This is a genomic window from Janthinobacterium sp., from assembly GCF_009923995.1.
GTDB lineage: Bacteria > Pseudomonadota > Gammaproteobacteria > Burkholderiales > Burkholderiaceae_D > Janthinobacterium.
In genome coordinates, this window is sequence record NZ_RFSK01000026.1 from 1 (window position 1) to 26,212 (window position 26,212).

Annotated in this window: 21 protein-coding genes and 1 pseudogene; 18 read left to right on the top strand and 4 right to left on the bottom strand. The window is 62.3% G+C overall.

The features are described from left to right. Window positions 1-81 precede the first annotated feature (81 nt). The 3 genes from rpoA (at window position 82) to dsbD (ending at window position 3,691) form a co-directional block, all read left to right on the top strand. Entirely contained in the window at window positions 82-1,059 is a 978-nt protein-coding gene (rpoA, locus tag EBS11_RS14395; protein WP_008444343.1) for a DNA-directed RNA polymerase subunit alpha, read from the top strand. 133 nt (window positions 1,060-1,192) lie between these two features. Continuing rightward, entirely contained in the window at window positions 1,193-1,585 is a 393-nt protein-coding gene (rplQ, locus tag EBS11_RS14400) for a 50S ribosomal protein L17 (RefSeq protein WP_034753219.1), read from the top strand. A 156-nt stretch (window positions 1,586-1,741) separates the two neighbouring features. After that, window positions 1,742-3,691, top strand: a complete 1,950-nt coding sequence (gene dsbD / locus EBS11_RS14405) for a protein-disulfide reductase DsbD (protein WP_290603696.1) — start codon at window positions 1,742-1,744, stop codon at window positions 3,689-3,691. Window positions 3,692-3,760: 69 nt separating this feature from the next. Here dsbD and EBS11_RS14410 read toward each other — a convergent pair whose 3' ends face one another. Further along, the gene (locus EBS11_RS14410) at window positions 3,761-4,282 is read right to left on the bottom strand and encodes a Spy/CpxP family protein refolding chaperone (protein ID WP_290603698.1); all 522 of its coding nucleotides are present in this window, start codon (window positions 4,280-4,282) and stop codon (window positions 3,761-3,763) included. A 200-nt stretch (window positions 4,283-4,482) separates the two neighbouring features. Here EBS11_RS14410 and EBS11_RS14415 point away from each other — a divergent pair, with 200 nt between their 5' ends. The 5 genes from EBS11_RS14415 to EBS11_RS14435 all read left to right on the top strand — a co-directional run bounded on the left by EBS11_RS14415 (window position 4,483) and on the right by EBS11_RS14435 (window position 12,094). Next, window positions 4,483-5,211 (top strand): response regulator, encoded by a 729-nt coding sequence (locus EBS11_RS14415; RefSeq protein ID WP_290603700.1) that lies wholly within the window; start codon window positions 4,483-4,485, stop codon window positions 5,209-5,211. Beyond that, the gene (locus tag EBS11_RS14420; RefSeq protein ID WP_290603702.1) at window positions 5,208-6,566 is read left to right on the top strand and encodes an ATP-binding protein; all 1,359 of its coding nucleotides are present in this window, start codon (window positions 5,208-5,210) and stop codon (window positions 6,564-6,566) included. The genes EBS11_RS14415 and EBS11_RS14420 overlap by 4 nt, the downstream gene beginning before the upstream one ends. 87 nt (window positions 6,567-6,653) lie before the next feature. Then, window positions 6,654-7,829: an efflux RND transporter periplasmic adaptor subunit gene (locus EBS11_RS14425; protein ID WP_290603704.1), complete on the top strand. Its 1,176-nt coding sequence runs from the start codon at window positions 6,654-6,656 to the stop codon at window positions 7,827-7,829. Beyond that, window positions 7,826-10,936, top strand: a complete 3,111-nt coding sequence (locus EBS11_RS14430) for an efflux RND transporter permease subunit (RefSeq protein ID WP_290603706.1) — start codon at window positions 7,826-7,828, stop codon at window positions 10,934-10,936. Before EBS11_RS14425 ends, EBS11_RS14430 begins: the two co-directional genes overlap by 4 nt. Before the next feature lie 270 nt (window positions 10,937-11,206). Further along, on the top strand, window positions 11,207-12,094 hold the full coding sequence (locus EBS11_RS14435; protein ID WP_290603708.1) for a hypothetical protein: 888 nt from the start codon (window positions 11,207-11,209) through the stop codon (window positions 12,092-12,094). A gap of 79 nt (window positions 12,095-12,173) precedes the next feature. On the opposite strand, the gene yihA is transcribed toward EBS11_RS14435, so the two are convergent. After that, window positions 12,174-12,911 (bottom strand): ribosome biogenesis GTP-binding protein YihA/YsxC, encoded by a 738-nt coding sequence (gene yihA / locus EBS11_RS14440; protein ID WP_290603710.1) that lies wholly within the window; start codon window positions 12,909-12,911, stop codon window positions 12,174-12,176. A 186-nt stretch (window positions 12,912-13,097) separates the two neighbouring features. Here yihA and EBS11_RS14445 point away from each other — a divergent pair, with 186 nt between their 5' ends. From EBS11_RS14445 to EBS11_RS14465, 5 genes are all read left to right on the top strand, one after another. Then, complete coding sequence (locus EBS11_RS14445) at window positions 13,098-13,787, top strand: c-type cytochrome (RefSeq protein WP_290603712.1); 690 nt, start codon at window positions 13,098-13,100, stop codon at window positions 13,785-13,787. 186 nt (window positions 13,788-13,973) lie between these two features. Beyond that, on the top strand, window positions 13,974-16,082 hold the full coding sequence (locus tag EBS11_RS14450; protein WP_290603714.1) for a cytochrome c biogenesis protein ResB: 2,109 nt from the start codon (window positions 13,974-13,976) through the stop codon (window positions 16,080-16,082). A gap of 49 nt (window positions 16,083-16,131) precedes the next feature. Continuing rightward, a complete protein-coding gene (ccsB, locus tag EBS11_RS14455; RefSeq protein WP_290603795.1) occupies window positions 16,132-17,283 on the top strand; it encodes a c-type cytochrome biogenesis protein CcsB in 1,152 nt (383 codons plus the stop codon). Window positions 17,284-17,474: 191 nt separating this feature from the next. After that, a complete protein-coding gene (gene msrP / locus EBS11_RS14460; protein ID WP_290603716.1) occupies window positions 17,475-18,452 on the top strand; it encodes a protein-methionine-sulfoxide reductase catalytic subunit MsrP in 978 nt (325 codons plus the stop codon). A 9-nt stretch (window positions 18,453-18,461) separates the two neighbouring features. Beyond that, on the top strand, window positions 18,462-19,115 hold the full coding sequence (locus tag EBS11_RS14465; RefSeq protein ID WP_290603718.1) for a protein-methionine-sulfoxide reductase heme-binding subunit MsrQ: 654 nt from the start codon (window positions 18,462-18,464) through the stop codon (window positions 19,113-19,115). On the opposite strand, the gene EBS11_RS14470 is transcribed toward EBS11_RS14465, so the two are convergent. Further along, window positions 19,112-19,294 (bottom strand): lipoprotein, encoded by a 183-nt coding sequence (locus tag EBS11_RS14470; RefSeq protein WP_290603720.1) that lies wholly within the window; start codon window positions 19,292-19,294, stop codon window positions 19,112-19,114. The two genes, EBS11_RS14465 and EBS11_RS14470, sit on opposite strands and share 4 nt — an antisense overlap. A gap of 40 nt (window positions 19,295-19,334) precedes the next feature. On the opposite strand from EBS11_RS14470, the gene cyaY reads away from it, so the two are divergent. Continuing rightward, window positions 19,335-19,664, top strand: a complete 330-nt coding sequence (gene cyaY, locus EBS11_RS14475; protein WP_290603722.1) for an iron donor protein CyaY — start codon at window positions 19,335-19,337, stop codon at window positions 19,662-19,664. A gap of 181 nt (window positions 19,665-19,845) precedes the next feature. Here the strand turns inward: cyaY and EBS11_RS14480 are convergent, their stop codons facing one another. Next, window positions 19,846-22,191 carry a penicillin-binding protein 1A gene (locus tag EBS11_RS14480; RefSeq protein ID WP_290603724.1) on the bottom strand — a complete coding sequence of 782 codons (2,346 nt, stop codon included), beginning with the start codon at window positions 22,189-22,191 and terminating at the stop codon, window positions 19,846-19,848. Window positions 22,192-22,498: 307 nt separating this feature from the next. Between EBS11_RS14480 and pilM the strand changes: the two genes are divergently transcribed. The 4 genes and pseudogenes from pilM to EBS11_RS14500 form a co-directional block, all read left to right on the top strand. Continuing rightward, window positions 22,499-23,122, top strand: a complete 624-nt coding sequence (gene pilM / locus EBS11_RS14485; RefSeq protein ID WP_290603726.1) for a pilus assembly protein PilM — start codon at window positions 22,499-22,501, stop codon at window positions 23,120-23,122. Beyond that, the gene (locus EBS11_RS14490) at window positions 23,119-23,691 is read left to right on the top strand and encodes a PilN domain-containing protein (protein ID WP_290603728.1); all 573 of its coding nucleotides are present in this window, start codon (window positions 23,119-23,121) and stop codon (window positions 23,689-23,691) included. Before pilM ends, EBS11_RS14490 begins: the two co-directional genes overlap by 4 nt. A gap of 18 nt (window positions 23,692-23,709) precedes the next feature. Then, window positions 23,710-24,747, top strand: coding sequence for a pilus assembly protein PilP (locus EBS11_RS14495; protein WP_290603730.1), 1,038 nt, complete (start codon window positions 23,710-23,712; stop codon window positions 24,745-24,747). Window positions 24,748-24,833: 86 nt separating this feature from the next. Then, window positions 24,834-26,165, top strand: a pseudogene (locus EBS11_RS14500) (type IV pilus secretin PilQ family protein); the annotation flags it as partial. Window positions 26,166-26,212: the final 47 nt, after the last annotated feature.

Below are 26,212 nucleotides of genomic sequence, written 5' to 3' on the forward strand. Positions count from 1 at the left end.
CCCACTCGATCGAGTGGGCGTTTTACTAATGCCATCAGCCTTATCGGTGTAATGAGCCGAGGGTATTGAAAAGGACATTTCATGCAAAACAGTTTGTTGAAGCCACGTATTATCGATGTTGAAGCTCTCGGTGCAGGTCACGCCAAGGTCGTGATGGAACCGTTCGAGCGCGGCTATGGCCACACATTGGGTAACGCGTTGCGCCGCGTTCTGCTGTCGTCGATGGTAGGCTACGCGCCGACCGAAGTGACGATCGCTGGCGTCGTCCACGAATATTCTTCCCTCGATGGCGTGCAAGAAGACGTCGTCGACCTGTTGCTGAACTTGAAGGGTGTGGTTTTCAAAGTCCACAACCGCGATTCGGTAACCCTGACCCTGAAAAAAGAAGGCGAAGGCGCGATCCTGGCCTCCGACATCGACCTGCCGCATGACGTCGAACTGATCAACCCTGACCACGTGATCGCCCACCTGACCGCTGGTGGCAAGCTGGACATGCAGATCAAGGTTGAAAAAGGCCGCGGCTACGTTCCTGGTAACGTGCGTCGCCTGTCGGAAGACACGAACAAGACCATCGGCCGCATCATCCTGGATGCGTCGTTTTCGCCAGTGCGCCGCGTATCGTACTTCGTTGAATCGGCCCGCGTTGAACAGCGTACCGACCTGGACAAGCTGATCATCAACATCGAAACCAACGGCGTGATCTCGCCGGAAGAAGCGATCCGCCAGTCGGCCCGCGTCCTGGTGGACCAGTTGAATGTGTTCGCTGCCCTGGAAGGCACGGAAGCTGCCGCCGAAGCGCCATCGCGCGCGCCGCTGGTCGATCCTATCCTGTTGCGTCCAGTCGACGACCTGGAGTTGACCGTGCGTTCGGCAAACTGCCTGAAAGCGGAAAACATCTACTACATCGGCGACCTGATCCAACGTTCGGAAAACGAACTGCTGAAAACGCCAAATCTGGGCCGCAAGTCCCTGAACGAAATCAAGGAAGTGCTGGCATCGCGCGGCTTGACCTTGGGCATGAAGCTGGAAAACTGGCCGCCTGCCGGCCTGGAAAAGTAATTCGTAGTTGTAGCAAACTGCCTGGGACAGGTGTCCCAGGCTTTTATTTTGTAGTACCAAACCGGCCCGCGATGAAGCTTCTGCCTCATTGATCGAAGAGCTGGAATTTAAACACTCACCGAAAGGATTTATCATGCGTCACGGTCACGGCCTCCGTAAACTGAATCGTACCTCGTCCCACCGTCTGGCAATGCTGCGCAACATGACAGTATCGCTGCTGCGTCACGAAGCGATCAAAACCACCCTGCCAAAAGCAAAAGAACTGCGCCGCGTTGTCGAGCCAATTCTGACCCTGGGCAAAACCGACTCCCTGGCAAACAAGCGTCTGGCCTTCAACCGCCTGCGCGACCGTGAAATGGTCGTCAAACTGTTCGCTGAACTGGGCCCACGTTTCGCCAACCGTAACGGTGGTTATGTGCGTATCCTGAAAATGGGTTTCCGCGTCGGCGATAACGCTCCTATGGCGTTCGTTGAACTGATGGATCGTCCAGATACGACCGAAGCAGTTGAAGTTGCTGGCGAGTAATCCCAGTAATTGCATCTGAGAAAGCCAGGCCTAGCCTGGCTTTTTTGTTTTCTGCTGCAGCTATCCTTGCTGCGGTGTACTATTCTTCTTTCGCGCCGGCCCTGCAGCCACTGCACGCTCCGCGCGTCCTCTGTCGAATGGTTGAAAAGGTAGTTCATGTCCCGTTTCCCCTCCAGCGCCACCGCGCGCGCCGCCCCATTACGTCAGCTGCTGATCTGGTTTGCCAGCTGTTTGCTGCTGGCCATGGCCGTCTTTGGCGCCAATCATGCCCGCGCCGACGATGAATTCCTCGATCCCGAGCTGGCTTTCAAGTTTTCCGCGCGCATGCAGGACCCGTCCACCATCGCCGTCACCTATGTGATCGCCGACGGCTACTACATGTACCACGAGCGCTTCAAGTTCGAGGCCGTGGGCGCCAAGCTGGGCACGCCCGTGTATCCGGCTGGCAAGGTCAAGTTTGACGAGACCTTCCAGAAGAACGTGGAAACCTTCCGCAAGACGCTGACGATCACGATACCCGTGGAAGCGGCCGGCGCCTTCACCCTGAAGGCCACGGGACAGGGCTGTTCCGACAAGGGCCTGTGCTACGCGCCGCAGGACGCCACTGCCCAGCTGGTGGGCGGCGGTGGCCAGAGCGTGGCGCCTGGCGCCGGCTTGCCATCGAAGTTCGCCTTGCCGGCCGCGCCGGCAGCCGATATGGCGGCCGTCAACGGCCCGCAGGCGCAGGCGTCGCCTGGCGTGTCTGTCATGAGCATTCCCCAGGCGGATATCACCAGCACGCCCGAGCCGGTGGCGGCAGCGCCCGTGGCAGCGTCCGCTGCGCCAGCGCAAAGCGAGATGGGCAAGATCGAATCGGCCCTGAAGGGCGGCAAGCTGCTCGTCATCGTGCCCCTGTTCATGCTGCTGGGCCTGGGCCTGGCATTCACGCCATGCGTGCTGCCGATGGTGCCTATCCTGTCGTCGATCATCGTTGGCGATGGTGCCAAGGTCAGCCGTTCGCGCGGCCTGCTGCTGTCGCTGACGTACGCGCTGGGCATGGCCATCGTCTACACGGCGCTGGGCGTGGCGGCCGGCCTGGCCGGCGAAGGCCTAGCGGCCAAGCTGCAGAATCCGTGGGTACTGGGTTTCTTTGCCTTGCTGATGGCGACGCTGTCGCTGTCGATGTTCGGCTTCTATGAACTGCAAGTGCCGGCCTTTCTGCAAGGCAAGCTGACGTCCGTGTCGAACCAGCAATCGTCGGGCCGCCTGGCGGGCGTGTTCGTCATGGGCGCGATTTCTGCCCTGATCGTGGGACCGTGCGTGGCCGCGCCGCTGGCCGGCGCCTTGCTGTACATCAGCCAGACGCGCGACGTCGTCATCGGCGGCAGCGCCCTGTTCGCCATGGCGGTGGGCATGAGCGTGCCCTTGATCCTGGTAGGCGTGTCGGCCGGCACCTTGCTGCCGCGCGCGGGCGCCTGGATGGATGCCGTCAAGCGCTTCTTCGGCGTGCTGCTGCTGGGCGTGGCCTGGTGGCTGGTGTCGCCCGTGCTGCCGGGCGCCGTGCAGATGCTGGGCTGGACGGTATTGTTCGTTGGCTACGGCATGTATCTGCTGGTGGGCAAGAGCGGCGCGAAGAACGCGTGGGTGGCCAAAGCCTTCGGCCTCGTGTTTGCCGTGCTGGGCGTGCTGCAGTTGGTGGGCGTGGCCAGCGGCGGCCGCGACCCGCTGGCGCCGCTGGCGCACCTGGGCGGCGGCCAGGTGCATGCGCAAGCCTTTACGCGCGTCAAGACCGTGGCGCAGCTCGATGCGGCGCTGGCGCAGCTGAATGGCAAGCCGGCCCTGCTGGACTTCTATGCGGACTGGTGCGTGTCCTGCATCGAAATGGAAAAGCTGACCTTCGTCGATCCCGCCGTGCGCGAGAAGATGGGGCAAGCCGTGCTGCTGCAGGTGGACGTGACGGCCAATGATGCGGACGACAAGGCCATGTTGAAACGTTTTCAGCTGTTCGGGCCGCCCGGCATCATCATGTTCAACCAGCAGGGGCAGGAAATTGCCCAGTCGCGCGTGATCGGCTTCCAGAATGCCGCCACCTTCCTCGCTTCCTTGCGCAAGCTCGATGGCCAGTAAGCGTTCACTGGCGTTATAAACAAGAAAAAGGCCTGCATTGCAGGCCTTTTTGCTACCCGCTACGCGTACTTAACCGGCTTTGGGATGCTGCTGCATGCCGTGGTGGCCGCCGCGGTGACCGCCATGCTTGCCGCCGGGCACGTTGTCGTCAAACACTTTCTTCTGTTCCGGCGTCAGCTGGGCGTAGAAGGTCTTCAGCGAGGCCAGACGGCTTTCCTGGCTGGCAATGCGTTCCTTCGACATGGCGATCCATTGTTCCATGCGCTCCGGTGCCGACAGCTTGGCAAACGCTTCGCGCTTGGCTTTCCAGTCGCCCATGGGCTGTTTCGGCGCATTGGCGGCCGTGAAAGTGGCCCAGGCCGGTTCCTGCGCGGCCGTCAGCTTCAGTTTGTCATGCAAGCGGGCCTGGTATTTGGCCATGCGTTCGGCGGGATTGCCACCGCGGTGCTGGCCTCGCGGGCCGTCGTGCTGCATCTTGGTACTGGCAGCTGGCGCGCTGGCGGCGGCTTCCTGGGCGTGGACGGTCAGCGATGCCGCACCCATGCTGAGCACGCTCATGGCGATGATCATATTCTTGCGTAAGGTTTTCATTGAGGCGTTCATCTTGATTCCTTTATAAGTGATGAGAGATGTACATGTTGCTGCACATGGAAGCTATGTTGGGCGCCCCATGTTTCCCCGAAGTGTCCGCTGCCCGGCAGTTTGTATCTATATGTTTCCTCGCGTCTCCTATATACAAGACGATACAAATGCGCTGTGCAAGGCGGTTCGAAGTGGGGATAATTCGTCATATGGAACCCTCATCTACAATTCTCATCGTCGACGACGACCGCGATATCCGCAGCCTGCTGGCGGATTACCTGGAAACGAACGCCTACCGCACCCTCGGCGCGGCAGACGGCACGGCCATGTGGAAAATCCTCGATGAAACGCGGCCCGACTTGATCGTGCTCGATTTGAATCTGCCGGGCGACGACGGCCTGACCCTGTGCCGCAAGCTGCGCGCCCAGTCGACGGTGCCCGTGATCATGTTGACGGCGCGCAATGAGCCCCTGGACCGCATCCTGGGCCTGGAGATGGGGGCCGACGATTATCTGCCCAAGCCGTTTGAACCCCGTGAATTGCTCGCGCGCATACGCAGCGTGCTGCGCCGCAGCCACGCCATGCCGTCGAATGCCCCGTCCGACAAGGCACAGCAAATCCGCTTTTCCGGCTGGACCCTGGACCTGACGGCGCGCCACTTGCTCAATCCCAACGGCCTGGTAATCATGCTGTCGGGCGCTGAATTCCGCCTGCTGCGCGTGTTCCTCGAGCATCCGAATCGCGTGCTCAACCGCGACCAGTTGCTGAACCTGACGCAGGGCCGCGATGCCGATCCCTTCGACCGCTCGATCGACATCCAGATCAGCCGCCTGCGGCAAAAGCTCGGTGAAGATGCCCGCTTGCCGCAAATCATCAAAACCGTGCGCAACGGCGGCTATGTGCTGGCCGGCCAGGTCAACGTGGAGCCGCACGCGTGAGGGCGTTCCTGGGGTCGATGACCGGCCGGGTCTTCATGTTCTTGCTGATCGGTATCGTTGCTTCGGCCGCGCTGACGCAGTGGCTGGCCGTGGGCGAACGCCAGCGCGCGCTGGAGCAATACCGCGACTACCATGCCGTGGAGCGGGCCGAGCAATTGGTGATGGCGGCCGACATCGTGCCGCTCGCATCGCGCGCGGCCTATCTGAAAGTGGCCAACAAGGGCAGCGTGCGCCTGGAACTGCGTCCCGATGCCGAACACCTGCCTGGCGCGCCGACGGAATTTTCCACGGCCCTGCAAGCCAAGCTGGGCGACGGCTTCAAGGTCAGCGCGTTGGCCGAGCGGCCGTCCGCCTGCACGCAGCCGCGCAAGTCGAGCGGCCTGTTCGGCCCCAAGCCCTGGGGCGGCACCTGCGAAAACCTCGATGTACGCATGCAGGATGGCCATGTGCTGCGCCTGATGGTCTTGCCGCCGCGCCAGCAGCCGCCATTTGGCGAGCACAGCGACTGGGTCACCCTGTTGCCATTCCTGATCAGCATCGCCATCCTCGCCTACCTCGTCACGCGCATGACCATGCGTCCGCTGAAACAGCTGGCGCAGGCGGCAAAAGACCTGGGCAACGACATCAACCATCCGCCGCTGACCCTGTCGGGCGCCAGTGAAATCCGCCAGGCCAGCGCCGCCTTCAATGCCATGCAGGCGCGCATCCGCCAGCATATCTCCCAGCGCACGCAGATGCTGGCAGCCATCACGCACGACTTGCAGACACCGCTCACGCGCCTGCGCCTGCGCCTGGAAAAGGTGGCCGATACGGAATTGTATGACCGCCTGGTGGGCGACCTGTCGGCCATGCAGAGCATGGTCAAGGAAGGGCTGGACCTGGCCCGCTCGATGGACAGCACGGAAGCCATGCAGGCGCTCGACCTCGATTCCCTGCTCGACAGCGTGTGTTCCGACGCCGCCGATGCCGGCCAGAAAGTGACCCTCAGCGGCCATGCGGGCATGGCCTTGATGGCGCGCCCCATCGCCATGCGGCGCTGTCTGGTGAACCTGATCGACAATGCCGTCAAATATGGCCAGTATGCGCAGGTGACCGTCGAGCGCATCGCGGGCGCGGCGCGCATCCGCATCCGCGATGGCGGACCTGGTATTGCGCCAGATCAACTGGCCAAGGTGTTCGAACCGTTTTACCGTATAGAAACCTCGCGCTCGCGCGAATCGGGCGGCACGGGCCTGGGCCTGACCATTGCGCGCAATATTGCTGAGCAGCATGGCGCCACGGTCTTGCTCGCCAATCACGTCGATGGTGGACTGGAAGTCACCCTCATCGTGCCAGAGTATTACGCAGGAAAGTAAGCATTTCCGTGCGACAATATCGCGCTTTAAGCCCTCTGGTAACCACTTTCAACCTGCAGCCTTGCGCTGCAACAGCGTGACAGAATAATGAAAAAGACTAGCCTGGCAATCCTGGTGGGTGCGGCCCTGTGTATCGGTGGCGGCATCTGGTATTTCAATCATCAGTCCGGCACATCGGCCGATGGACAGGGAGGCAAGGGAGGCAAGGGCGGGGCGCAAGCAGCGACCACGGTCAGCGTAGTGCTGCCCCTGCGCCAGGACGTGCCGATGGTGCTGCAAGCCAACGGCAGCGTGATGCCGATCAGCAGCGTCGACCTGCACCCGCAAACGACGAGCACGATTACCAAGGTGCATATCCGCGAAGGCCAGTTCGTCAAGCAGGGCGAGCTGATGTTTACGCTGGACGCGCGCACCGAGCACGCGAATGTTGACAAGGCGCAAGCGCAAGTGCTGCGTGACCGTGCCTCGGTGGAAGACTTCGAACGCCAGCTCAAACGCAACAAGGATTTGCTGAGCAAGAACTTCATCGCCCAGGGCGTCGTCGATACCCTGCAAAGCCAGCTCGACGCGGCGCGTGCCCTGCTGGCTGCCGACCAGGCCGCCTTGCGCGCTGCCCAGGTCGATTCCAGCTACACCGTCCTGCGTGCGCCGCAGGGTGGCCGCGTGGGCGCCATCAACGTCTATGCCGGCAGCCTCGTGCAGCCGACCACCTCGCTGACCAGCATCACCCAGCTCGACCCCATCGACGTGTCGTTCACCTTGCCGGAAAGCAGCCTGTCGGGCCTGCTGGCGGCGCAAAAAGCGGGCGACGTGACCGTCAAGGCCTTGCTGTCCGATGCGGGTGGCAAGCAGCTCGACGGCAAGCTGAGTTTCATCGACAATGCCGTCGATCCGGCGACCGGTGTGATCAAGGTCAAGGCCCGCTTCAATAACGGCGGCACGGACCTGTGGCCTGGGCAGTACGTGAATACGCAGCTGACCGTGCGCACCCTCAAGGATGCGCTGGTGATCCCGCAAAACGCCATCATCACCAATACCACGGGCATCTTCGTGTATTCGATGGAAGCCGATAACACGGCCAAGGTGCGCAAGATTGCCCGTGTGTATGCGTTCGGGGCGAATGCCGTCGTCACGGGCTTGAACGGCGATGAACACGTCATCGTCGATGGCAAGCAAAACCTGCGTCCAGGCGGCAAGGTTCGCCTGGCGGACAAACACAAGGCCGCCGATGGCGCCGCCGCACCGCAGGGCAAGCCAGCATGAATCTGTCCGAACTGAGCATCCGCCGCCCCGTCATGGTGGTGCTGCTGTCCCTCTCCATCATCCTGGCCGGCGTGCTGGCGTATGGCCATATCCCCGTGGCCGCCTTGCCAAGCTACAACACGCCCGTCATCAACGTCAGCGCCGACCTGGCCGGCGCCAGCCCCGATACCATGGCGTCCTCCGTGGCCTTGCCGCTGGAAAAGCAGTTTTCCACCATCGCGGGCTTGAGCCTGATCACTTCCACGAGTACGCTGGGTAATACCTCGCTGACCCTGGAGTTTGATGCCAGCATCAATGTCAACGAGGCGGCCGTCGACGTGCAGGCGGCCCTGCTGCGCGCGCAGCGCCAGTTGCCGACGGAAATGACGGACTTGCCGTCCTACCGCAAGGTCAATCCGGCCGATGCGCCCGTGCTGTTCATCCAGATGACGTCGCCATCGCTGAACTTGTCGGATCTGAATGATTATGCGGAAAACCTGATCGCGCCCAGCCTGTCGACCTTGCCTGGCGTGGCCCAGGTCAGCGTGAATGGCCAGAAACGCTTCGCCGTGCGCGTGCGTGCCCGTGCCGACCTGATGAATGCGCGCAACCTGACGATGGATGAGCTGGCCGTGGCCCTGCGCGCCTCGAACACGAATTCGCCGCTGGGCATCCTCGATGGCCCCAGCCAGACCTTGACCATCCAGGGCAACCCGCAGATGATGAAGGCGGCCGATTTTGCCGAACTCATCGTCGCCACGCGCAACGGCCAGCCCGTGCGCCTGAAGGAAGTGGCCGATGTGGAAGACAGTTTCCAGTCGACCAAGACGGCCGGCAGCTTCAATGGCGAGCGCTCGATCACCTTGCTGGTGCAGCGCCAACCGGATGCGAACACGGTGCAAGTGGTCGATGCCGTGCGCAAACTCTTGCCAGGATTCAAGGCGCAATTGCCCGCTTCCATCCAGATCAGCCTGGTCAACGACCGTTCCGTCTCGATCCGCGAAGCCATCCACGACGTCAACCTGACCCTGGCCCTGACGGTGATTCTCGTGGTGCTGGTGATCTTCCTGTTCCTGCACCGCGCGGCGGCGACCTTCATTCCGGCCGTCACCATGCCCATTTCCCTGCTCGGTGCGCTGGCCCTGCTGTACTGGCTGGGCTACAGCCTCGACAACGTGTCGCTGCTGGGCATTACCCTGGCCGTGGGCCTGGTGGTCGACGATGCCATCGTGGTGCTGGAAAACATCGTGCGCCATATCGAGATGGGCAAGAAGCCGATCCAGGCGGCCCTGGTGGGGGCCAAGGAGATGGGTTTCACCATCATTTCCATTTCCGTCTCGCTGGTGGCCGTGTTCATCCCCATCTTCTTCATGCCGGGCGTGATCGGCCTGCTGTTCCATGAGTTTGCCGTCGTCGTCTCGCTGTCCATCCTCGTGTCGGCCATCGTCTCGCTGACCCTCGTGCCGATGCTGGCCAGCCGCTTCCTGCCGGCCGATTCGCGCGAACACAATGACAGCGATCCCACGCACGGTGAGAAAACCTTCATCGGCCGCCATTTCGAGGCGGCATTCACGAAACTGCGCAACGGCTACGTGCATCTGCTCGACAAGGCCCTGGCACACCGCAACGTGGTGCTGTTCATTGCCGTGTGCACCTTTGCGCTGACGGTGGTGCTGTACGCCACCATCCCGAAAGGCTTCTTCCCCGAGGAAGACCTGGGCCAGATCCAGGTGAATACGGAAGCCTCGGAGGATATTTCCTCGGCGGCATTGCAAGATTTGCAATCCCGCGTGGCGGCCGTGCTCAAGGCGGACCCCAGCGTGCAGGACGTGACGTCGTTCGTCGGCGGCGGCAATACGGGCCGCATGTTCATGGTGCTCAAGCCGCGCAGCGAGCGGCCGAAAATGCCCGTGGTGCTGGAAAACCTGCGCCGCGCGACAAGCGCCGTGCCCGGCATGGCCGTGTATTTCCGTCCCGTGCAGAACTTGCAGCTGGGCGGCCGCCAGAGCAAGAGCCGCTACCAGTACACCCTGCAAAGCGTCAGCCCCGACGCCTTGAATGACTGGGCGGAAAAGTTTATTGCGGGCATGCGCGCCGATCCGGCCTTCCGCGACGTCACCAGCGATTCGCAGATCAAGGGCTTGCAGGCTTCCCTGCGGATCGACCGCGACAAGGCCAATCTGCTCGGTGTGCAGATGTCCGACATCCGCACGGCCCTGTACAGCGCGTTTGGCGAGCGGCAAGTCTCGACCATCTATTCCTCGGCAGCCAGCTATTACGTGATCCTGGAAGCGGCCACGCCGGATCGCCAGTATGACGATGCGCTCACGCGCGTGTCCGTGCGCAGCAAGTCGGGCGAGCTGGTCAAATTGTCGAGTATTGCCTATGTGGAACGCACGATCGGTCCCACGTCCGTCAATCACCAGGGGCAGCTGCAGGCCGTCACCATCGCCTTCAACCTGGCGCCGGACGTGCCGCTGGGCATCGCCACGGGCAAGATCGACGTGATGGGCAAGGACATGAGCTTGCCGGCCTCCATCATCACGCGCTACGGCGGCGATGCGGCCGTGTTCCAGGATTCGCAGTCCAGCCAGATCATCCTCATCATCGCCGCGCTGGCCGTGATCTACGTGCTGCTCGGCGTGCTGTATGAGAGCTACATCCACCCGCTGACCATCCTGGCCGGCCTGCCGTCGGCGGCCGTGGGGGCCTTGCTGACCTTGCGCCTGTTCGGCATGGACCTGACCATGATCGCCATCATCGGCATCTTGATGCTGATCGGTATCGTCAAGAAAAACGCCATCATGATGATCGACTTCGCCCTGCATGCGCAGCGCAACGAGGGCATGAGCCCGCCGGAAGCCATCCGCCAGGCGTGCATCCTGCGCTTCCGTCCCATCATGATGACGTCGGCGGCAGCCCTGATGGGCGCCTTGCCCATCGCCCTGGGCCTGGGCGCGGGTGCCGAGCTGCGCCAGCCGCTGGGGCTGGCCGTGGTGGGTGGCTTGATCTTCTCGCAAGTGATTACCCTGTTCATCACCCCCGTCATCTATTTGTTCCTGGACAAGTACAGCGGCACGGGGCCGTTGACGGACGAGCAATTGCTGGTACTCGACAGCAAGGCTTGACAGGCAGCATGCTTCTCGCCGGCGCCCCGTTCCATCGTGAATGCGGCGCCGGTTTTGTATGGGCCATGATACATACGGTAACAACCGTCAAGGGCCGGCTCGGGTACTCTGGTAGCGCTGCAAGGAATGTCGCTATCCTGTACGCTTCGGGTTGGAAAGGCCGAGGAAGTGTTCCCAAAAGCAAGGGACTCTGGCACTATGGCTGCCCTGTAATGTTATTTCTTCGCTACACAGAAAGCACGATTCATTTTGCATGACACGACCCATCTGATGGCTGCCGATTCCGACATTTGTCCCACCTGCGGGCAAGTGATCCAGCCACCACCGGCCTACGGGTCCAAGACCAGCACCATGCGCAAGGTGGCGCTGGGGGTGTCCGTCTTGCTGCACGTGCTGCTGGCCGCCTATGTACTGTTGCGTAGCGACAAGATCGAAAAGATTCCGCCGCCGAAGAAGGAAAGCGCGATGGTGTATATCGCGCCGCTGAAGGACAAGCCGCAACCGAAGCCGCAGCCGAAACCCACGCCGAAGCCGAAAGATACAAAAGTTGCCAAAGTGAAACCGCCGCCGGCGCCGAGCAAGCGCGTGGTCACAAAAGACGTGCCGCGCGACAAGCCGAAACTGGAAACGTTTACGCCGCCGCTGGTATCGAAAGTGCCGTTGCCGCCGCCGCCGGCCGAAGACATGAGTTCGATGATCGAGCAGCGCCGCAAGCAGCGCGAGGCGCAAAATCCTGCGCCGCCGGCCGAGGAAAGCGAAAACGACCGTGCCATGCGCGTGGCCAAGGCGAATATCGCCGGCGCCCAGGGACGCAATTCCGGCAGCGACCGCGAGGATTCGGGCGGCGTGTTTTCCATCGTCAACCAAACCTCGTTCAGTGCCGAAGTCAAGTTCAAGGGCTGGAATGGCAACTTCAAGCGCAATTGGCTGAAGCAGGAAAAAGTGGAACTGGGCAACGAGCCCGATATCGAAACGGCCATCATCAAGAAGATGATCCAGCTGATCCGTGCCGAAAAACCCGGCGATTTCGTCTGGGAATCGCGGCGCCTGGGGCGCAACGTCAACCTCAGCGCCCGCGTCGAAGATACGGCCGAGCTGAGCGCCTTCCTGCGCCAGGAATTCTTTTCCGAGAAGCGGCCGGGGCCGGGACGGCGCTAAGGCTTCCACACAATAAAAAAGCGGCCATGCGGCCGCTTTTTTTACGCCGGCTGTTTCAGCCGGGACGTGCTGGCCTCGTTCAGGCTGGTTTATCCGCTTCCGGCTCGACGTCGTCTTCCATCTCGATCAGGTCGACCATCTGGGCGGCGCCGTCTTCGCTGATGCCGGCCAGTTCCATGATCTTGTCGTTGGCTTCTTCGATGCCGACCCGCTTCAGGGCCGAGAACAGCTGCACGGTGAACGGGAAGCCGATGCCGTCCTCATCCACATAGCTGTCGAGCTTGGCTTTTGCCTGGCGCAGCGCGTTGACCGACTCATTGCGGTTGAGCTTATCGACTTTCGTCAGGATGCAGTGGATCGGCTTGCCCGTCGGGGCGAACCATTCCAGCATTTGAATGTCCAGGTCGGTGAACGGGCGGCGCGAATCCATGATCAGGATCAAACCGGCCAACTGTTCGCGGCGCTGCACATAGTCGCCCAGCAGGCGCTGCCAGTGCAACTTCGCCGAACCCGATACTTCCGCATAGCCATAGCCCGGCAAGTCGACCAGCAGGCATTCGATCTCTTCGACGATGGTGGCATCCTTGCGGTGCTGCGCCACGTGGGCGCCGCCGATGGAGAAGTAATTGATGTGCTGGGTACGGCCAGGTGTCTTGGAGGCGAACGCCAAGCCTTTCTGATTACACAAGATGTTGATGGCGGTCGATTTACCGGCATTGGAGCGGCCGGCAAAAGCGATTTCCGGCACCGTGGTATCGGGCAGGTCACGCAATTGGTTGACGGTCGTAAAGAAACGGGCTTGCCAGAGTTTTGACATGGGAATAGTAAAGCAACAAAAGGGAGCGATAAGGGAGCGATAACGCCAAGAAGCTATTGTACAATAAGGGGTTGTTTATTGTTGCCGGCGTAGCAGCGATGCGGCTTGCGGCCCTGAAAATAAAGCAAAAATCCCCAGGGCGCGGCAATGTCCACCACTAATTTCTCACTGTCTCAGGGTGCCTGAATGAATCGTGCGTTTTCACCGTTTGTCCATTCCATGCTGCTCGCTTTGCTGGCCGTATCGGCAACAGCTTCCGCGGTCGAAGAACCGAAACCAGCCGCCGCTCCAGCGGTCGCCGTCAAGGCGGACGCCGCCAAGGGCGCCACCCTGTACGCCGACGGCGATGCGGCGCGCGGCTTGCCTGCCTGCGTGTCCTGCCATGGCGCGGCCGGCAATTCGACCATCTCGGTCAACCCGAAACTGGCTGGCCAGCATGAAAGCTATATCTACAAGCAACTGGTCGATTTCACCACGCCGCAGCGCAACCAGCCTGTCATGACGACGTACGCGAAGATGCTCAGCGACGCCGACAAGAAGAATATCGCCGCCTACCTGGGCACGCAGCTGTCCAAGCCGGGTGCCGCGAAAAACAAGGACACTATCGACCTGGGCAAGAAAATCTACCGCGGCGGCATCGCGGCCAAGCACGTTGCCGCCTGTGCCAGCTGTCATGGCGCGACGGGCAATGGCATTCCCGTCCAGTACCCGCGCATCGCCGGCCAGCACCAGGATTACACGGTGGCCCAGCTGACCCAGTTCCGCAGCACCAAGGCTGATGCCCGTAAAAACAGCGTGGACATGCACACCATCGCCGCCCGCCTGTCGGATGACGAAATCGCCGCCGTTGCCGATTACATCGCCGGCCTGAAGTAAGTTTTCATAGTGGCAATGCTTTGCCACGCGCTGCAGCGCACATGAACAAGGGCGGCCATCTCGATGGGCTGCCCTTTTTTATGGCACGGGCCAAACAGGAGTATGCTGCCGCCTTGCGCGGAGAAATTATGTTTGCTCCATGCCCCATTTTCTTGAAGATTGCATATCCCGTATGAGTAACAACGTATGAGCACAGGCACGACCGGAATCGAGTTAAAGACCCAACGCCGCAGCCTGGCTGAATTCGTCGAGCTGGTCTCGTCGATGCGCTTTGCCATCAGTTTGCTGACCCTGATCGCCGTCGCCTCCATCATCGGCACCGTGCTCAAGCAGAACGAGCCCATGCCCAACTATGTGAACCAGTTCGGGCCGTTCTGGTTCTCCGTGTTTGACAAGCTGAGCCTGTATTCGGTGTACTCGGCCTGGTGGTTCCTCGTGATCATGGGGTTCCTCGTCGCCTCGACGTCGCTGTGCATCGTGCGCAATGCGCCGAAGATGCTCAAGGACATGCGCAGCTGGCGCGACAATGTGCGCGAGCAATCCTTGCGCAATTTCCACCACAAGGCGGAATGGCAGGCGCCGCTGCCGCGCGCCGTGCTGGCCCAGCAGATGGTGATGCGCCTGAAGGACGCCGGCTACCAGGCCAAGGTGGTGGAGAAGGACAATGCCACCCTGGTGGCCGCCAAGCGGGGCGCGGCGAATAAATGGGGCTATATCTTCGCCCATGGCGCCATCGTCATCATCTGCGTGGGCGGCTTGCTCGACTCGGAAATGCCGATCCGCGTACAGCAATGGTTCTTCGGCAAGACGCCGTTTGCGGGCAGCGGCGTGATCGCCGACATTCCCGCCCAGCACCGCCTGAGCCTGTCTAACCCCACTTTCCGCGGCAATACCATGATCCCGGAAGGCTCGTCGAGCAGCACGGCCATCATTCCCCAGGCCGATGGCGTGCTGATCCAGGACCTGCCGATCACCATCCTGCTGAAGAAATTCCACATCGATTTCTACAGCACGGGCATGCCCAAGCTGTTTGCCAGCGACGTGGTCGTCACCGACCATGTCACAGGAGAAAGTTTCCCAGCAACAATTAAAGTCAACGAACCGCTGCTGTACAAGGGCCTGGCCCTGTACCAGTCCAGCTTTGAGGATGGCGGCAGCAAGCTCAAGCTGACGGGCTACCCCATGACGGGCAAGACGACGAAACGCTTCGACATCGGCGGCGAAGTGGGCGGCAGCACGCCGCTCGAGCGCAGCGATGGCAATTCCTACACGGTGGAATGGTCGGGTTTCCGTCCGTTCAACGTGGAAAACCTCAGCGCCGGCCAGGACGTGCGCGCCGTCAACAAGGCGGAAAGCTTCAACGAAAAGTTCTCCGTGGGCCTGGACAAGCGCCTCGGCTCGGCCGCGAAGAATGCGCATAACAAGGACCTGAAGAACGTCGGCCCGTCGGTGCAGTACAAATTGCGCGACAAGACGGGCCAGGCGCGCGAGTACCAGAACTACATGCAGCCCGTGACGGTCGACGGCGCGACGGTGTTCCTGGCCGGCATGCGCGTCAATCCCAGCGATCCGTTCAGCTACCTGCGCATTCCTGCCGACGACAATTACAGCGTGACGGAGTGGATGCGCCTGCGCGCCGCCCTGCAAGATCCGGAACTGCGCCAGCAGGCTGCCGCGCGCTATGCGGCGCGGGCCATGCCGCAGCCGGGCGCGGAAGCCCTGCGCGGCCAGCTGCAGGAGTCGGCGGCGAAGAGCCTGGGCATCTTTGCCGGCAGCGGGCAGGAGGGCGGTTTCCTCGCCATTTCACGTTTCCTGGAGAAAATTCCTGCTGCCGAGCAAGAAAAAGCGGCCGATATCTTCATGAAGATCCTCAATGGCAGCCTGTGGGACTTGTGGCAGGCGGCGCGCGCCAAGGATGGCTTGAAAGCCATCGAGGCCGATGACAAGCATGGCCGCTTCCTGCAGCTGGCCACGAATGCGCTGTCCGATAGCTTCTTCTATGGCGCGCCCGTGTACCTGCAGCTCGACGACTTCACGGAAATCAAGGCTTCCGTGCTGCAGGTGACGCGTTCGCCGGGCAAGAGCGTGGTGTACCTGGGTTGCCTGTTCCTCGTGATCGGCGTGTTTTCCATGTTCTATATCCGCGAGCGCCGCCTGTGGGTGTGGATCAAGGATGGCGCCGACGATGCCAAGGGCAGCAGCGAAGCGCTGATGGCCATGAGCACGCAGCGCAAGACGCTGGATTTTGAAAAAGAATTTGAGAACTTGAAGGCAAAGCTGCCGCAATCGGCGTAAGCTGCGCTGTGTCCGGGGCGCTGCAGCGTGACCGGGAATGGAGAAAATGATGGAAATTGCAAACAAGCAAATATATACGCAGGAACCAGGATTCTTTAAGCGCCTGAGCCTGATCGACTGGCTGTACGGCGCCGGCTTGCTGGCCGCCTCGCTGTTCGGCCTGGCCCGCTTCGGCGCCTTCATGGACATCTATGAAAAAGCCATCCTGCTGGCGGCCGCGCCCACGTTTGCGTGGCTGGGCTGGCACTGGAAGCCCGTGCGCTGGCTGATACCCGTGGCGGCCGTGCTGTCGCTGTTCGCCATCGAGCTGTACGGCGGCCACCTGGACATGGCAAACCAGAAGTTTTTCCTGAAGTACATCTTGTCCAGCCAGTCCGCCATCCTGTGGATGGGCACCCTGTTCGTGCTGTCGACCCTGTTCTACTGGATCGGCCTCGTCGCCCGCTCGGATTTCGGCTCGTCCGTCGGCTCCCTGCTGTGCTGGGCTGGTGTCGTGCTGGGCCTGACGGGCATGCTGGTGCGCTGGTACGAGTCCTATTTGATCGGTGCCGACGTGGGCCATATTCCCGTGTCGAACCTGTATGAAGTGTTCATCCTGTTTTCGCTGATCACGGCCATGTTCTACCTGTATTACGAGCAGCATTACGCGACGCGCCAGCTGGGCGCCTTCGTCATGCTGGTCATTTCGGCGGCCGTCGTGTTCCTGATGTGGTACACGGTCACGCGCGACGCGGCCGAGATCCAGCCCCTGGTGCCGGCCCTGCAAAGCTGGTGGATGAAGATCCACGTGCCGGCCAACTTCATCGGTTACGGCACGTTCGCGCTGTCGGCCATGGTGGCCTCGGCCTACCTGCTCAAGTCGAGCGGCTACCTGGTCGACCGCCTGCCGTCGCTGGAAGTGCTCGATGACGTGATGTACAAGGCCATTTCCGTCGGTTTCGCTTTCTTCACGGTAGCGACCATCCTGGGCGCCCTGTGGGCGGCCGAAGCGTGGGGCGGCTACTGGTCGTGGGACCCGAAGGAAACGTGGGCGCTGATCGTCTGGCTCAATTACGCGGCCTGGCTGCACATGCGCTTGATGACGGGCTTGCGCGGCCGCGTTGCCGCCTGGTGGGCGCTGGTGGGCTTGCTGGTGACGACGTTTGCCTTCCTGGGCGTGAATATGTTCCTTTCCGGACTCCATTCTTACGGAAAACTGTAAAAGTAGCCGAGAAAAAGCCCATGGCGGCGTTGCCTTGCCTTGTCGTACTAGGCGTACTGCCTGCGGCAAGGCGCCTTGCCCTGAACTTTTTTCGGGCACTGTAGTAACGTTTTTTTGCATGACAGAAGCGTCATGAACGGCCCGGGAAAACTGGTGTAAGGTACAAATAATCACCTTTTCCCGGAGCCGCCATGTTGATCAAGCGCAGTCCCAACGGCATCGAATTGCCGTATTCTTCCGAAATCACGCCGCGCGCCGTGTTCGAGTCGCGCCGCAGTTTCATCAAGCAAATCGCCCTGGGCTCCGTGTCCAGCGCGGCCTTGCTGGAAATGGCCAGCCGCGAAGCCTTCGCGCAGGGCACCAATCCCAAGCTGGCTGCCAAATTGAATCCCGCCTATTCCGCGCTGGAAAAGCAGACGGCCTACAAGGACGCCACCACCTATAACAATTTCTACGAGTTCGGCACGGACAAGAGCGAGCCGGCGCAAAACGCGGGCACCTTGCGCACGCGGCCGTGGACGGTCAGCATCGAAGGCGAGGTCAAGAAGCCCATGACCCTCGATCTCGATGCCTTGCTGAAACTGGCGCCGCTGGAAGAGCGCGTCTACCGCCTGCGCTGCGTGGAAGGCTGGTCGATGGTCATCCCGTGGATCGGTTATTCCTTCTCTGAAATTATCAAGAAGGTCGAACCGACGGGCAACGCCAAGTACGTGGAATTCGTCACCCTGGCCGACAAGAAGCAGATGCCGGGCGTGGGCAGCCGCGTGCTGCAGTGGCCGTATGTGGAAGGCTTGCGCCTCGACGAGGCGAACCACCCGCTGGCGCTGCTGACCCTGGGCATGTATGGCGAAACCCTGCCGAACCAGAATGGCGCGCCCGTGCGCATGGTGTTGCCGTGGAAATACGGCTTCAAGTCGGCCAAGTCCATCGTCAAGATCCGCTTCGTCAAGGAACAGCCGCGCACGGCCTGGAACCTGGCGGCGCCATCCGAGTACGGCTTCTATTCCAATGTGAATCCGAACGTGGACCATCCGCGCTGGTCGCAGGCCACGGAGCGGCGCATCGGTGAAGACGGCTTTCTCACGCGCAAGCGCAAGACCCTGATGTACAACGGCTATAACGATGTCGCCCCGTTGTATGCGGGCATGGATCTGAAGAAATTCTTTTAAGGGAAGAGCATGGCCATCAACCCCACGCCGAAACAGTTGTCGCTAGTCAAAAGCCTGATTTTTCTGCTGGCACTGATTCCCTTCGTGCGCATGGTCTGGCTGACCTACACGGGGCAGCTGGTGGAGCCGCTGGAATTCATCACGCGCGGTACGGGCGACTGGACCCTGTATTTCCTGTGCATCAGTCTGGCTGTGACGCCCTTGCGGCGCTTCACGCAATGGAACTGGCTGATCAAGCTGCGCCGCATGCTGGGCCTGTTCGCGTTTTTCTACGCGGCATTGCACTTCACCACTTTCTTATGGTTCGATCACTTCTTTGATGTGCAGGAAATGTGGAAGGATGTGCTCAAGCGGCCCTTCATCACGGTGGGCTTCATCGCTTTCGTGCTGCTCATTCCGCTGGCCGTGACGAGCACGAACGGCATGGTCAAGCGCCTGGGCGGCAAGCGCTGGCAGTGGCTGCACCGCTTGATCTACCTCATCGCGCCGCTGGGCATCCTGCACTTCTGGTGGATGAAGGCGGGCAAGCACAATTTCGCGCAACCGATCCTGTTCGGTACCATCGTCGCGCTACTGCTGGCAATACGCGTGTATTTCGCCTGGAGCAAGCGCGCGAAAAGCGCCAGGGCGGCCGCGGCAGCCACCCCGGTGCGTTCTGCTTAGGTCACGGGCACGATCACGGGCGGCGGCGGCACGGGGGCCGGTTCGACGGGGCCTTTGGCTGGCGCGCCCTTGGCCGCTGGCGGCTTGGGCAGGTACAGTGGCCCCGGCTGGCCGCAGCCGGCCAGGACGCTAGTAACCACAATGGCGATGCCGATATAAAACGCTGAGGATGACTTCACGATTAGAATCACGGTTTGATTAAGATCTTTGGAGTGTAGCATGAGCGAATCGGAATTCCTGGCCCTGGCCGAAGCCACCCTGACGGACATCGAGGCGGCGCTGGACCGGCTGAACGATGCGGACGTGCTCGACGTCGAATGCAGCCGCAGCGGCAATGTGCTGGAAATCGAGTTCATCGACAACGGCACGAAAATCATCGTCAACAGCCAGGCCCCCATGCGCGAGATGTGGGTGGCGGCCCGTTCCGGCGGTTTCCACTACAAGCGCGTGGGCGACGCGTGGATCAACACGCGCGACGGCTCGGAACTGTTCGCGGCCCTGTCGGCCATGGCCAGCGAGCAGGCGGGCGCGCCCGTGATCCTGAAGTAATCTTTGCGCCGCATCAATAAAAAAAGGGCAGCCTGTGCAGGCTGCCCTTTTTTTATTTTAAACACCTGACAACACCGTAGCGAGCGGATGGGATTTGCGGCTGGGAAGCGGAGCTGTGCTTTAGCACAGTGAGCATCGGAAACCGCAAAGCGCGACGCGCAGCAGGTTTGGTTGGGTGTTTTTAGAACAATTCGTTCTTGACGGCTTCCTTGGCTTTCTCTTCCTCCGGCGTGCCGCGCGCGGCGCCTTCCAGGCTGCCGACGCCCGTGCCCGGTGGATTTTCCGCATAGTAATACTCGTCGCCCACGAGGATCAGGCCTTCCGGTACGGCACGTTCCTCGACGGGGATGCTCTTCAGGGCTTTCGCCATGTAGTTGATCCAGATCGGCAGGGCCAGGCCGCCGCCCGTTTCCCGGTTGCCCAGGTTGCGCGGCTGGTCGTAGCCGATCCAGGCGATGCCCACCAGCTTGGCCTGGTAGCCGGCGAACCACGCATCGATGGAATCGTTGGTGGTGCCCGTCTTGCCGGCCAGGTCGGGGCGTTTCAGGGCCATGGCCTTGTTGGCCGTGCCGAAGCGCACGACGTCGTTGAGCATGCTGTTCATGAGGAAGGCGTTGCGCTCGTCGATCACGCGGTTGGCTTCCTCGCCCGCCAGGTCCGGCTTGGCTTGCGACAGGACATTGCCGTCGCTGTCCGTCACCTTGGCGATCAGGTAAGGGTTGATCTTGTAGCCGCCGTTGGCGAAGACGGCATACGCGCCCGCCATCTGCAGGGGCGTGACGTTGCCGGCGCCCAGGGCCAGGGTCAGGTAGGGCGGGTTCTTGTCCGCGTCAAAGCCGAAGCGCGTCGCGTATTCCTGGCCGTACTTGGCGCCGATCTTGTGCAGGATGCGGATGGAAATCATGTTTTTTGATTTCATCAAGCCCTTGCGCATGGTCATCGGACCGTCGTACTTGCTGTCGTAGTTCTTCGGTTCCCACGCCTGGCCGCCCGTCTGGCCCGCGTCGAAGGAGATGGGCGCGTCGTTGATGATGGTGGCCGGCGACAGGCCCCGCTCCAGCGAGGCGGAGTAGATGAAGGGCTTGAAGGCGGAGCCGGGCTGGCGCCATGCCTGCGTGACGTGGTTGAACTTGTTGCGGTTGTAATCGAAGCCGCCCACCATGGCGCGGATGGCGCCGTCCGTGGTGCTGGCCGAGACGAACGCCGATTGCACTTCCGGCATCTGCGTCAGGACCCAGTTGCCGCCTTCCTGCATGACGCGGATCACGGCGCCGCGCTTGATGCGGCGGTTCGGTGCCGCTTTTTCCGACAGCCAGGCCGAGCCGAAGGTCAGGCCGGGGCCCGTGATGGTGATTTCCTCGCCGGCCGACGTGACGGCCTGGATGGACTTGGGCGACGCCTGCAGCACCATGGCGGCGATGATGTCGTCGCTGTCCGGGTGGTCGGCCAGTTCCGTTTCGATGGCGTCATCCGCTTCGGCCTTGGTTTTCGGAATCTCGATATACGCTTCCGGGCCGCGATAGCCGTGGCGTTTCTCGTAATCCATGACGCCCTTGCGCAGGGCGATATACGCGGCGTCCTGGTCGGCCTTGGTGATGGTGGTGTAGACGTTCAGGCCGCGTGTGTACGTGTCTTCCTTGAATTGCTCGTAGACGAGCTGGCGCGCCATTTCTGACACGTATTCCGCATGCACGCCGAAGGCGCTGCTGTCGGTTTTCACTTTCAGCTCTTCATTTTTCGCTTCTTCGTACTGCGCCGGCGTGATGTAGCCCAGCTGCGCCATGCGCTGCAGGATGTATTGCTGGCGCATGCGCGCGCGTTTCGGGTTGACGACGGGGTTGTAGGCCGACGGCGCCTTCGGCAAGCCGGCCAGCATGGCCGCTTCGGCCACGGTCAGGTCCTGGATATTTTTGCCGAAATAGATTTGCGCGGCCGAGGCGAAGCCGTAGGCGCGCTGACCCAGATAAATCTGGTTCATATACACTTCCAGGATCTGGTCCTTGCTGAGGTTTTTCTCGATCTTCCAGGCCAATAACACTTCATAGGCCTTGCGTTTCAGCGTCTGTTCGCTGGACAGGAAGAAGTTGCGCGCCACTTGCTGCGTGATGGTCGACGCGCCTTGCTTGGCGCCGCCCGTCAGGTTGTGCAGGGCCGCGCGGGTGATGCCCAGATAGTCCACGCCGCCGTGTTCATAGAAGCGGTCATCCTCGATGGCCAGCACGGCTTTCTTCATCACATCGGGAATATCCTTGATGTGCACCATGTTGCGGCGCTCTTCGCCGAACTCGCCGATGAGCACACTGTCGGAGGTGAAAATCCGCAGCGGCATCTTCGGCTTGTAGTCGGTCAGGGTATCGAGCGCCGGCAGGTTCGGATACGCCATGGCCAGGCCGAATACCACCAGCAGCACGCCGACGACGCCCAGACCCAGGAACGATACCAGGGCCATCAGCAGAAAGCGTTTGGGTTTGCTGCCCTTCTGGGGCGGTTTCGAGCCAGCGTTGCCGGCGGAGGATGAAGATGTCATGCGTGTCATGTCTTTCAGTAAATTTATGCCGCTTAATTATAAGCGAGCTTGCCGGGGCGGCAGCGCGCCATGGCGCCTGCCTGCGGGCTGCTTGATACTTGTCGCTACTCTATATAAGCGCGTATTGGCTCGCTGGCAACCAGGATTTGGTAACAATTATTCTGCGCCAGATCACATCACCCCCAGATAGTCGCCGCGTGCCGCAAGTCCAGGCGGGAAAGCCGTTTACAAGCCGTCACTGCCGGGGCTAGGATTTCTGACGACAGTGGCCATCCCGCGGTGACATTTCTTCATGAAAAACATATCCATGCGTCGTCTACCGGGCTGGGGCTTGCTCGGCGTTGATGTGGGGCACGATGCCATACGCGTCGTCGAACTGGTGCGCCGGCGGGGGACATTGTCTTGCCGGTATCGTGGTGCCGCCCCGCTGGCACCGGGAATCATGCTGGAGGGCAATGTCGAGGATGTGCCGGCCCTGGCCGCGGCCCTGCAGCAGGCTTGCCGCGATAGTGGCAGCACCTGCACGCGGGTGGCGCTGGCCATGCCGGCCACGGCCCTGATCACGCATGCGATCCGGCTGCCGGCAGGCTTGCCGGAAGAGCAGCTGGAAATCCTCGTGGAGCTGGAGGCGGCGCAGTACATGCCGTTTGCGCTGGAAGACGCCAGCCTGGATTTTCTCACCCTGGGTCCGGCACCGCCGCTGGCGGGCAAGCAAGGGCCGGAGATCGACGTGCTGCTGGTGGCGGCGCGGCGCGCCAGCGTGCAGCGCCGCCTCGACGCAGCGAAGGCGGCAGGCTTGCAGGCCGTCGTCATGGATAGCGAGGCGCTGGCCGTGCAGGCGGCGCTGGCGCAAGGGGGCTGGCAAGCCTTGCCCGATGGCGGCGCCTATCAGCTGGCCTGGGGCCTGGCCTTGCACCGGTACGCCCGATGAAGGGCCAGGCACCAGTGCCGCGCATCAATTTGTTGCCGCATCGGCAGGCGGCGCGGCGGCGGCGCATCCAGGCATTGTTGTGGCTGCTAGCCGGCGGCGCATTCTCAGGCCTGCTGCTGGCGCTGGGTACGGCGGGCTGGCTGCATCTGCGGCTCGATGCGCTGGCGCGCCGCCAGGACGACTGGCGCCGCGCCACGCAGCAGGTGGAGCTTGCCCTGCAGACGGGCAGGCGGGTGCAGGACGAGACGGCGGCATTGCTGGCGCGGCGGCAGGCGATTGCCGGGCTGCAAGAACAACGCAATGCCTGGGTGCACATGCTGGAAGTGCTGGCGCGCGCCATGCCGGCCGGCGTGGCCTTGCGCGGCGTGCGCCAGGAAGCGGCGCTGCTGCGCTTGCAAGGGCATGCCGTTGCGCAGGACAAGGTGGCGGCGCTCATGCTGGCGCTGGCCGAGGCGGCGCCGGCGTCGAAGCCGGAACTGCTGGAAGTGCGCGGCGCGGCGGACGGTGCGGTGGAATGGACGATACGGCTGACATGGCCTGCACCGGCAGCGCCTGGCAAGCGACCGTAAATCGGGAGGTGGCTGATCATGCTGAGCCTGAAACAAGCGTCGCTGTGGCCGCTGCGGGCCCGCCTCGCCGCGGCCGTCCTGGGCGCCGTCCTGGTGGCCGCGCTGCTGCACCTGGCCTGGCTCGACGGGCTGCATGCCGCCGTGCAGGCTGCGCACGGGGAGGAAGCGCGTCTGCGCACGGCCTACCTGCAAGCCCATGCCGGCGCAGGACGCTTGCCGGCCTGGCGTGAACAGCAGCGCCAGGCGAGCGCCGAGCTCGCCAATCTGGAACAGCAATTGCCGAACCATCAGCAGATGGCGGTGCTCTTGTCCGATATCAATACGGCAGGGCAGTCGCGCGGTTTGCAATTTACCCTGTTCAAGCCGGGCGCCCCCCAGGCGCAGGCGCACTATGTGGCGCTGCCCATCGCCGTCCAGCTGCGCGGCGGCTATCACGCCATGGGCGAGCTGATGGCGGACCTGGCACGGTTGCCGCGCATCGTGACCGTGCACGAGTTGGCATTGACTGCGGGCAAGGATGGCATGCTGACCCTCGATGCCGTGCTGCACGCGTATCGCTTGCCCGATGCGCAGGAGCGGGCCGCGCAAGCCCGCTTGCCGCAGCCGGCCCGGCCGGCGCCAGTGGCTTGGCAGGCGGCGCCCGCCTTCGTGCCGCATCCGTATGCAGTTGCCGGCTTGCCCGATCCGTTCGGTACGCGGCTGCCGGGATCGCCGCCAGCATCGGCCGGTGTGGCGGGACCGGACTTGCGCCGTCCCCGCGAACCGCTGGAAAGCATGGCCATGGCGGCCTTGCGCATGGTCGGCAGCGTGCGCCACGCGGGGCGCCTGAGCGCGCTGCTGCAGGCGGGGCCACGCGTGTACCGGGTGGAGCTGGGCCAGCATCTGGGACCGGACCATGGTGTGGTGACGGCCATCAGCGAGCAGGCCGTGCAATATCGTGAACTGCTGCGCGAGGCGGACGGCCCGTGGCGCGAACGGCGCGGCAGCCTGGCCTTGCAGGCGGCGGGGGCAACCGGCGCCGTCGCACCGTCAAGCCCGCCCGAGGCCGTGCCATGAACGCGCGCCGCATGCTCGTGGCCGCGGCCCTGTTCCTGCATGCGGGCTGCATCGCGCAGGATGACGTGGCGCACGTGTCGGCGCCGCGTCTGTATGCGGGCGAGAAAATCTCCGTGGATTTCCAGAACGTGGGCGTGCGCGCCGCCCTGCACATCCTGGCCGATGCTTCCGGACAAAATATTGTCGCCAGCGACAGCGTGGCGGGCAACCTGACCCTGCGCCTGCGCGACTTGCCGTGGGACCAGGCGCTCGATATCGTGCTGCAGGCCAAGGGCCTGGACATGCGGCGCAATGGCAACGTGCTGTGGATCGCGCCGCGCGAAGAAATCCTCGCGCGCGAAAAGCTGGAACTGGAACAGCGCGCGCAGATCGCGGAACTGGAACCGCTGCAATCGGCCATCTTCCAGCTCAATTACCAGAAAGCGGAAGCGTTCCGCACGGTATTCGGCCTCGATGCGGGCGAGGGGCGCAGCCGGCTGCTGTCGCGCCGCGGCAGCGTGCTGATCGAGCCGCGTACGAACCAGCTGTTCGTCACCGACGTGCCGGCGCGCCTGGAGCAGATCCGTCTGTTGATCGCCAGGACGGACATTGCCACCCGGCAGGTGATGATCGAGGCGCGCATCGTCGAGGCAAACGACAGCTTCAGCCGCAACCTGGGCGCGCGCCTGGGGTTTTCCGACCAGCGCCTGGCGGCGGGCCAGGTGCCCGGCTTTTCCCTGGGCGGCAGCGGACGCCGCGCGGCCATCGGCGGCAGCTACCAGGGCGTGGGCGAGGCGACGGGGCAAACGGTGGCTGGCAGCGGCGCCTTCGTGCCGAACACGCAATTCGTCAACTTGCCGGCCGCCAGCATCAATGGCTTGCAGCCGGCCAGTTTCGCCCTGAGCCTGTTTTCGGCGGCGGCCAACCGTTTCCTGAACCTGGAGCTGTCCGCACTGGAGGCGGACGGCAGGGGCAAGATCATTTCCAGCCCCCGCGTGGTGACGGCCGACAAGGTGCTGGCGTTGATCGAGCAGGGCATCGAATTGCCCTACCAGGTGGCCACCAGCAGCGGCGCCACGTCGATCACGTTTCGCAAGGCGAATTTGCGCCTGGAAGTGACGCCGCAGATCACGCCCGATGGCAACGTGGTGCTGGAAGTGGACGTCAACAAGGACAGCGTGGGCCAGGAAACGCGGTCCGGCTTCGCCATCGACACCAAGCACGTGCGCACGCAGGTGATGGTGGAGGATGGCGGCACGGTCGTGCTGGGCGGCATTTATCAGCAGTCCGAACGGGGCACGGACAGCAAGGTACCGTTGTTGGGCGACATCCCCGTGCTCGGTGTTTTTTTTCGCAGCACGGGCCGCAGTCAAGAAAAAACGGAACTGATGGTGTTCATTACACCGAAAATAGTGGCAGATCAGCCAGCAACACGTTAATGTCACATCTTTACGTTTAAGTAACAATGCGGACGAAAGCGGACTGA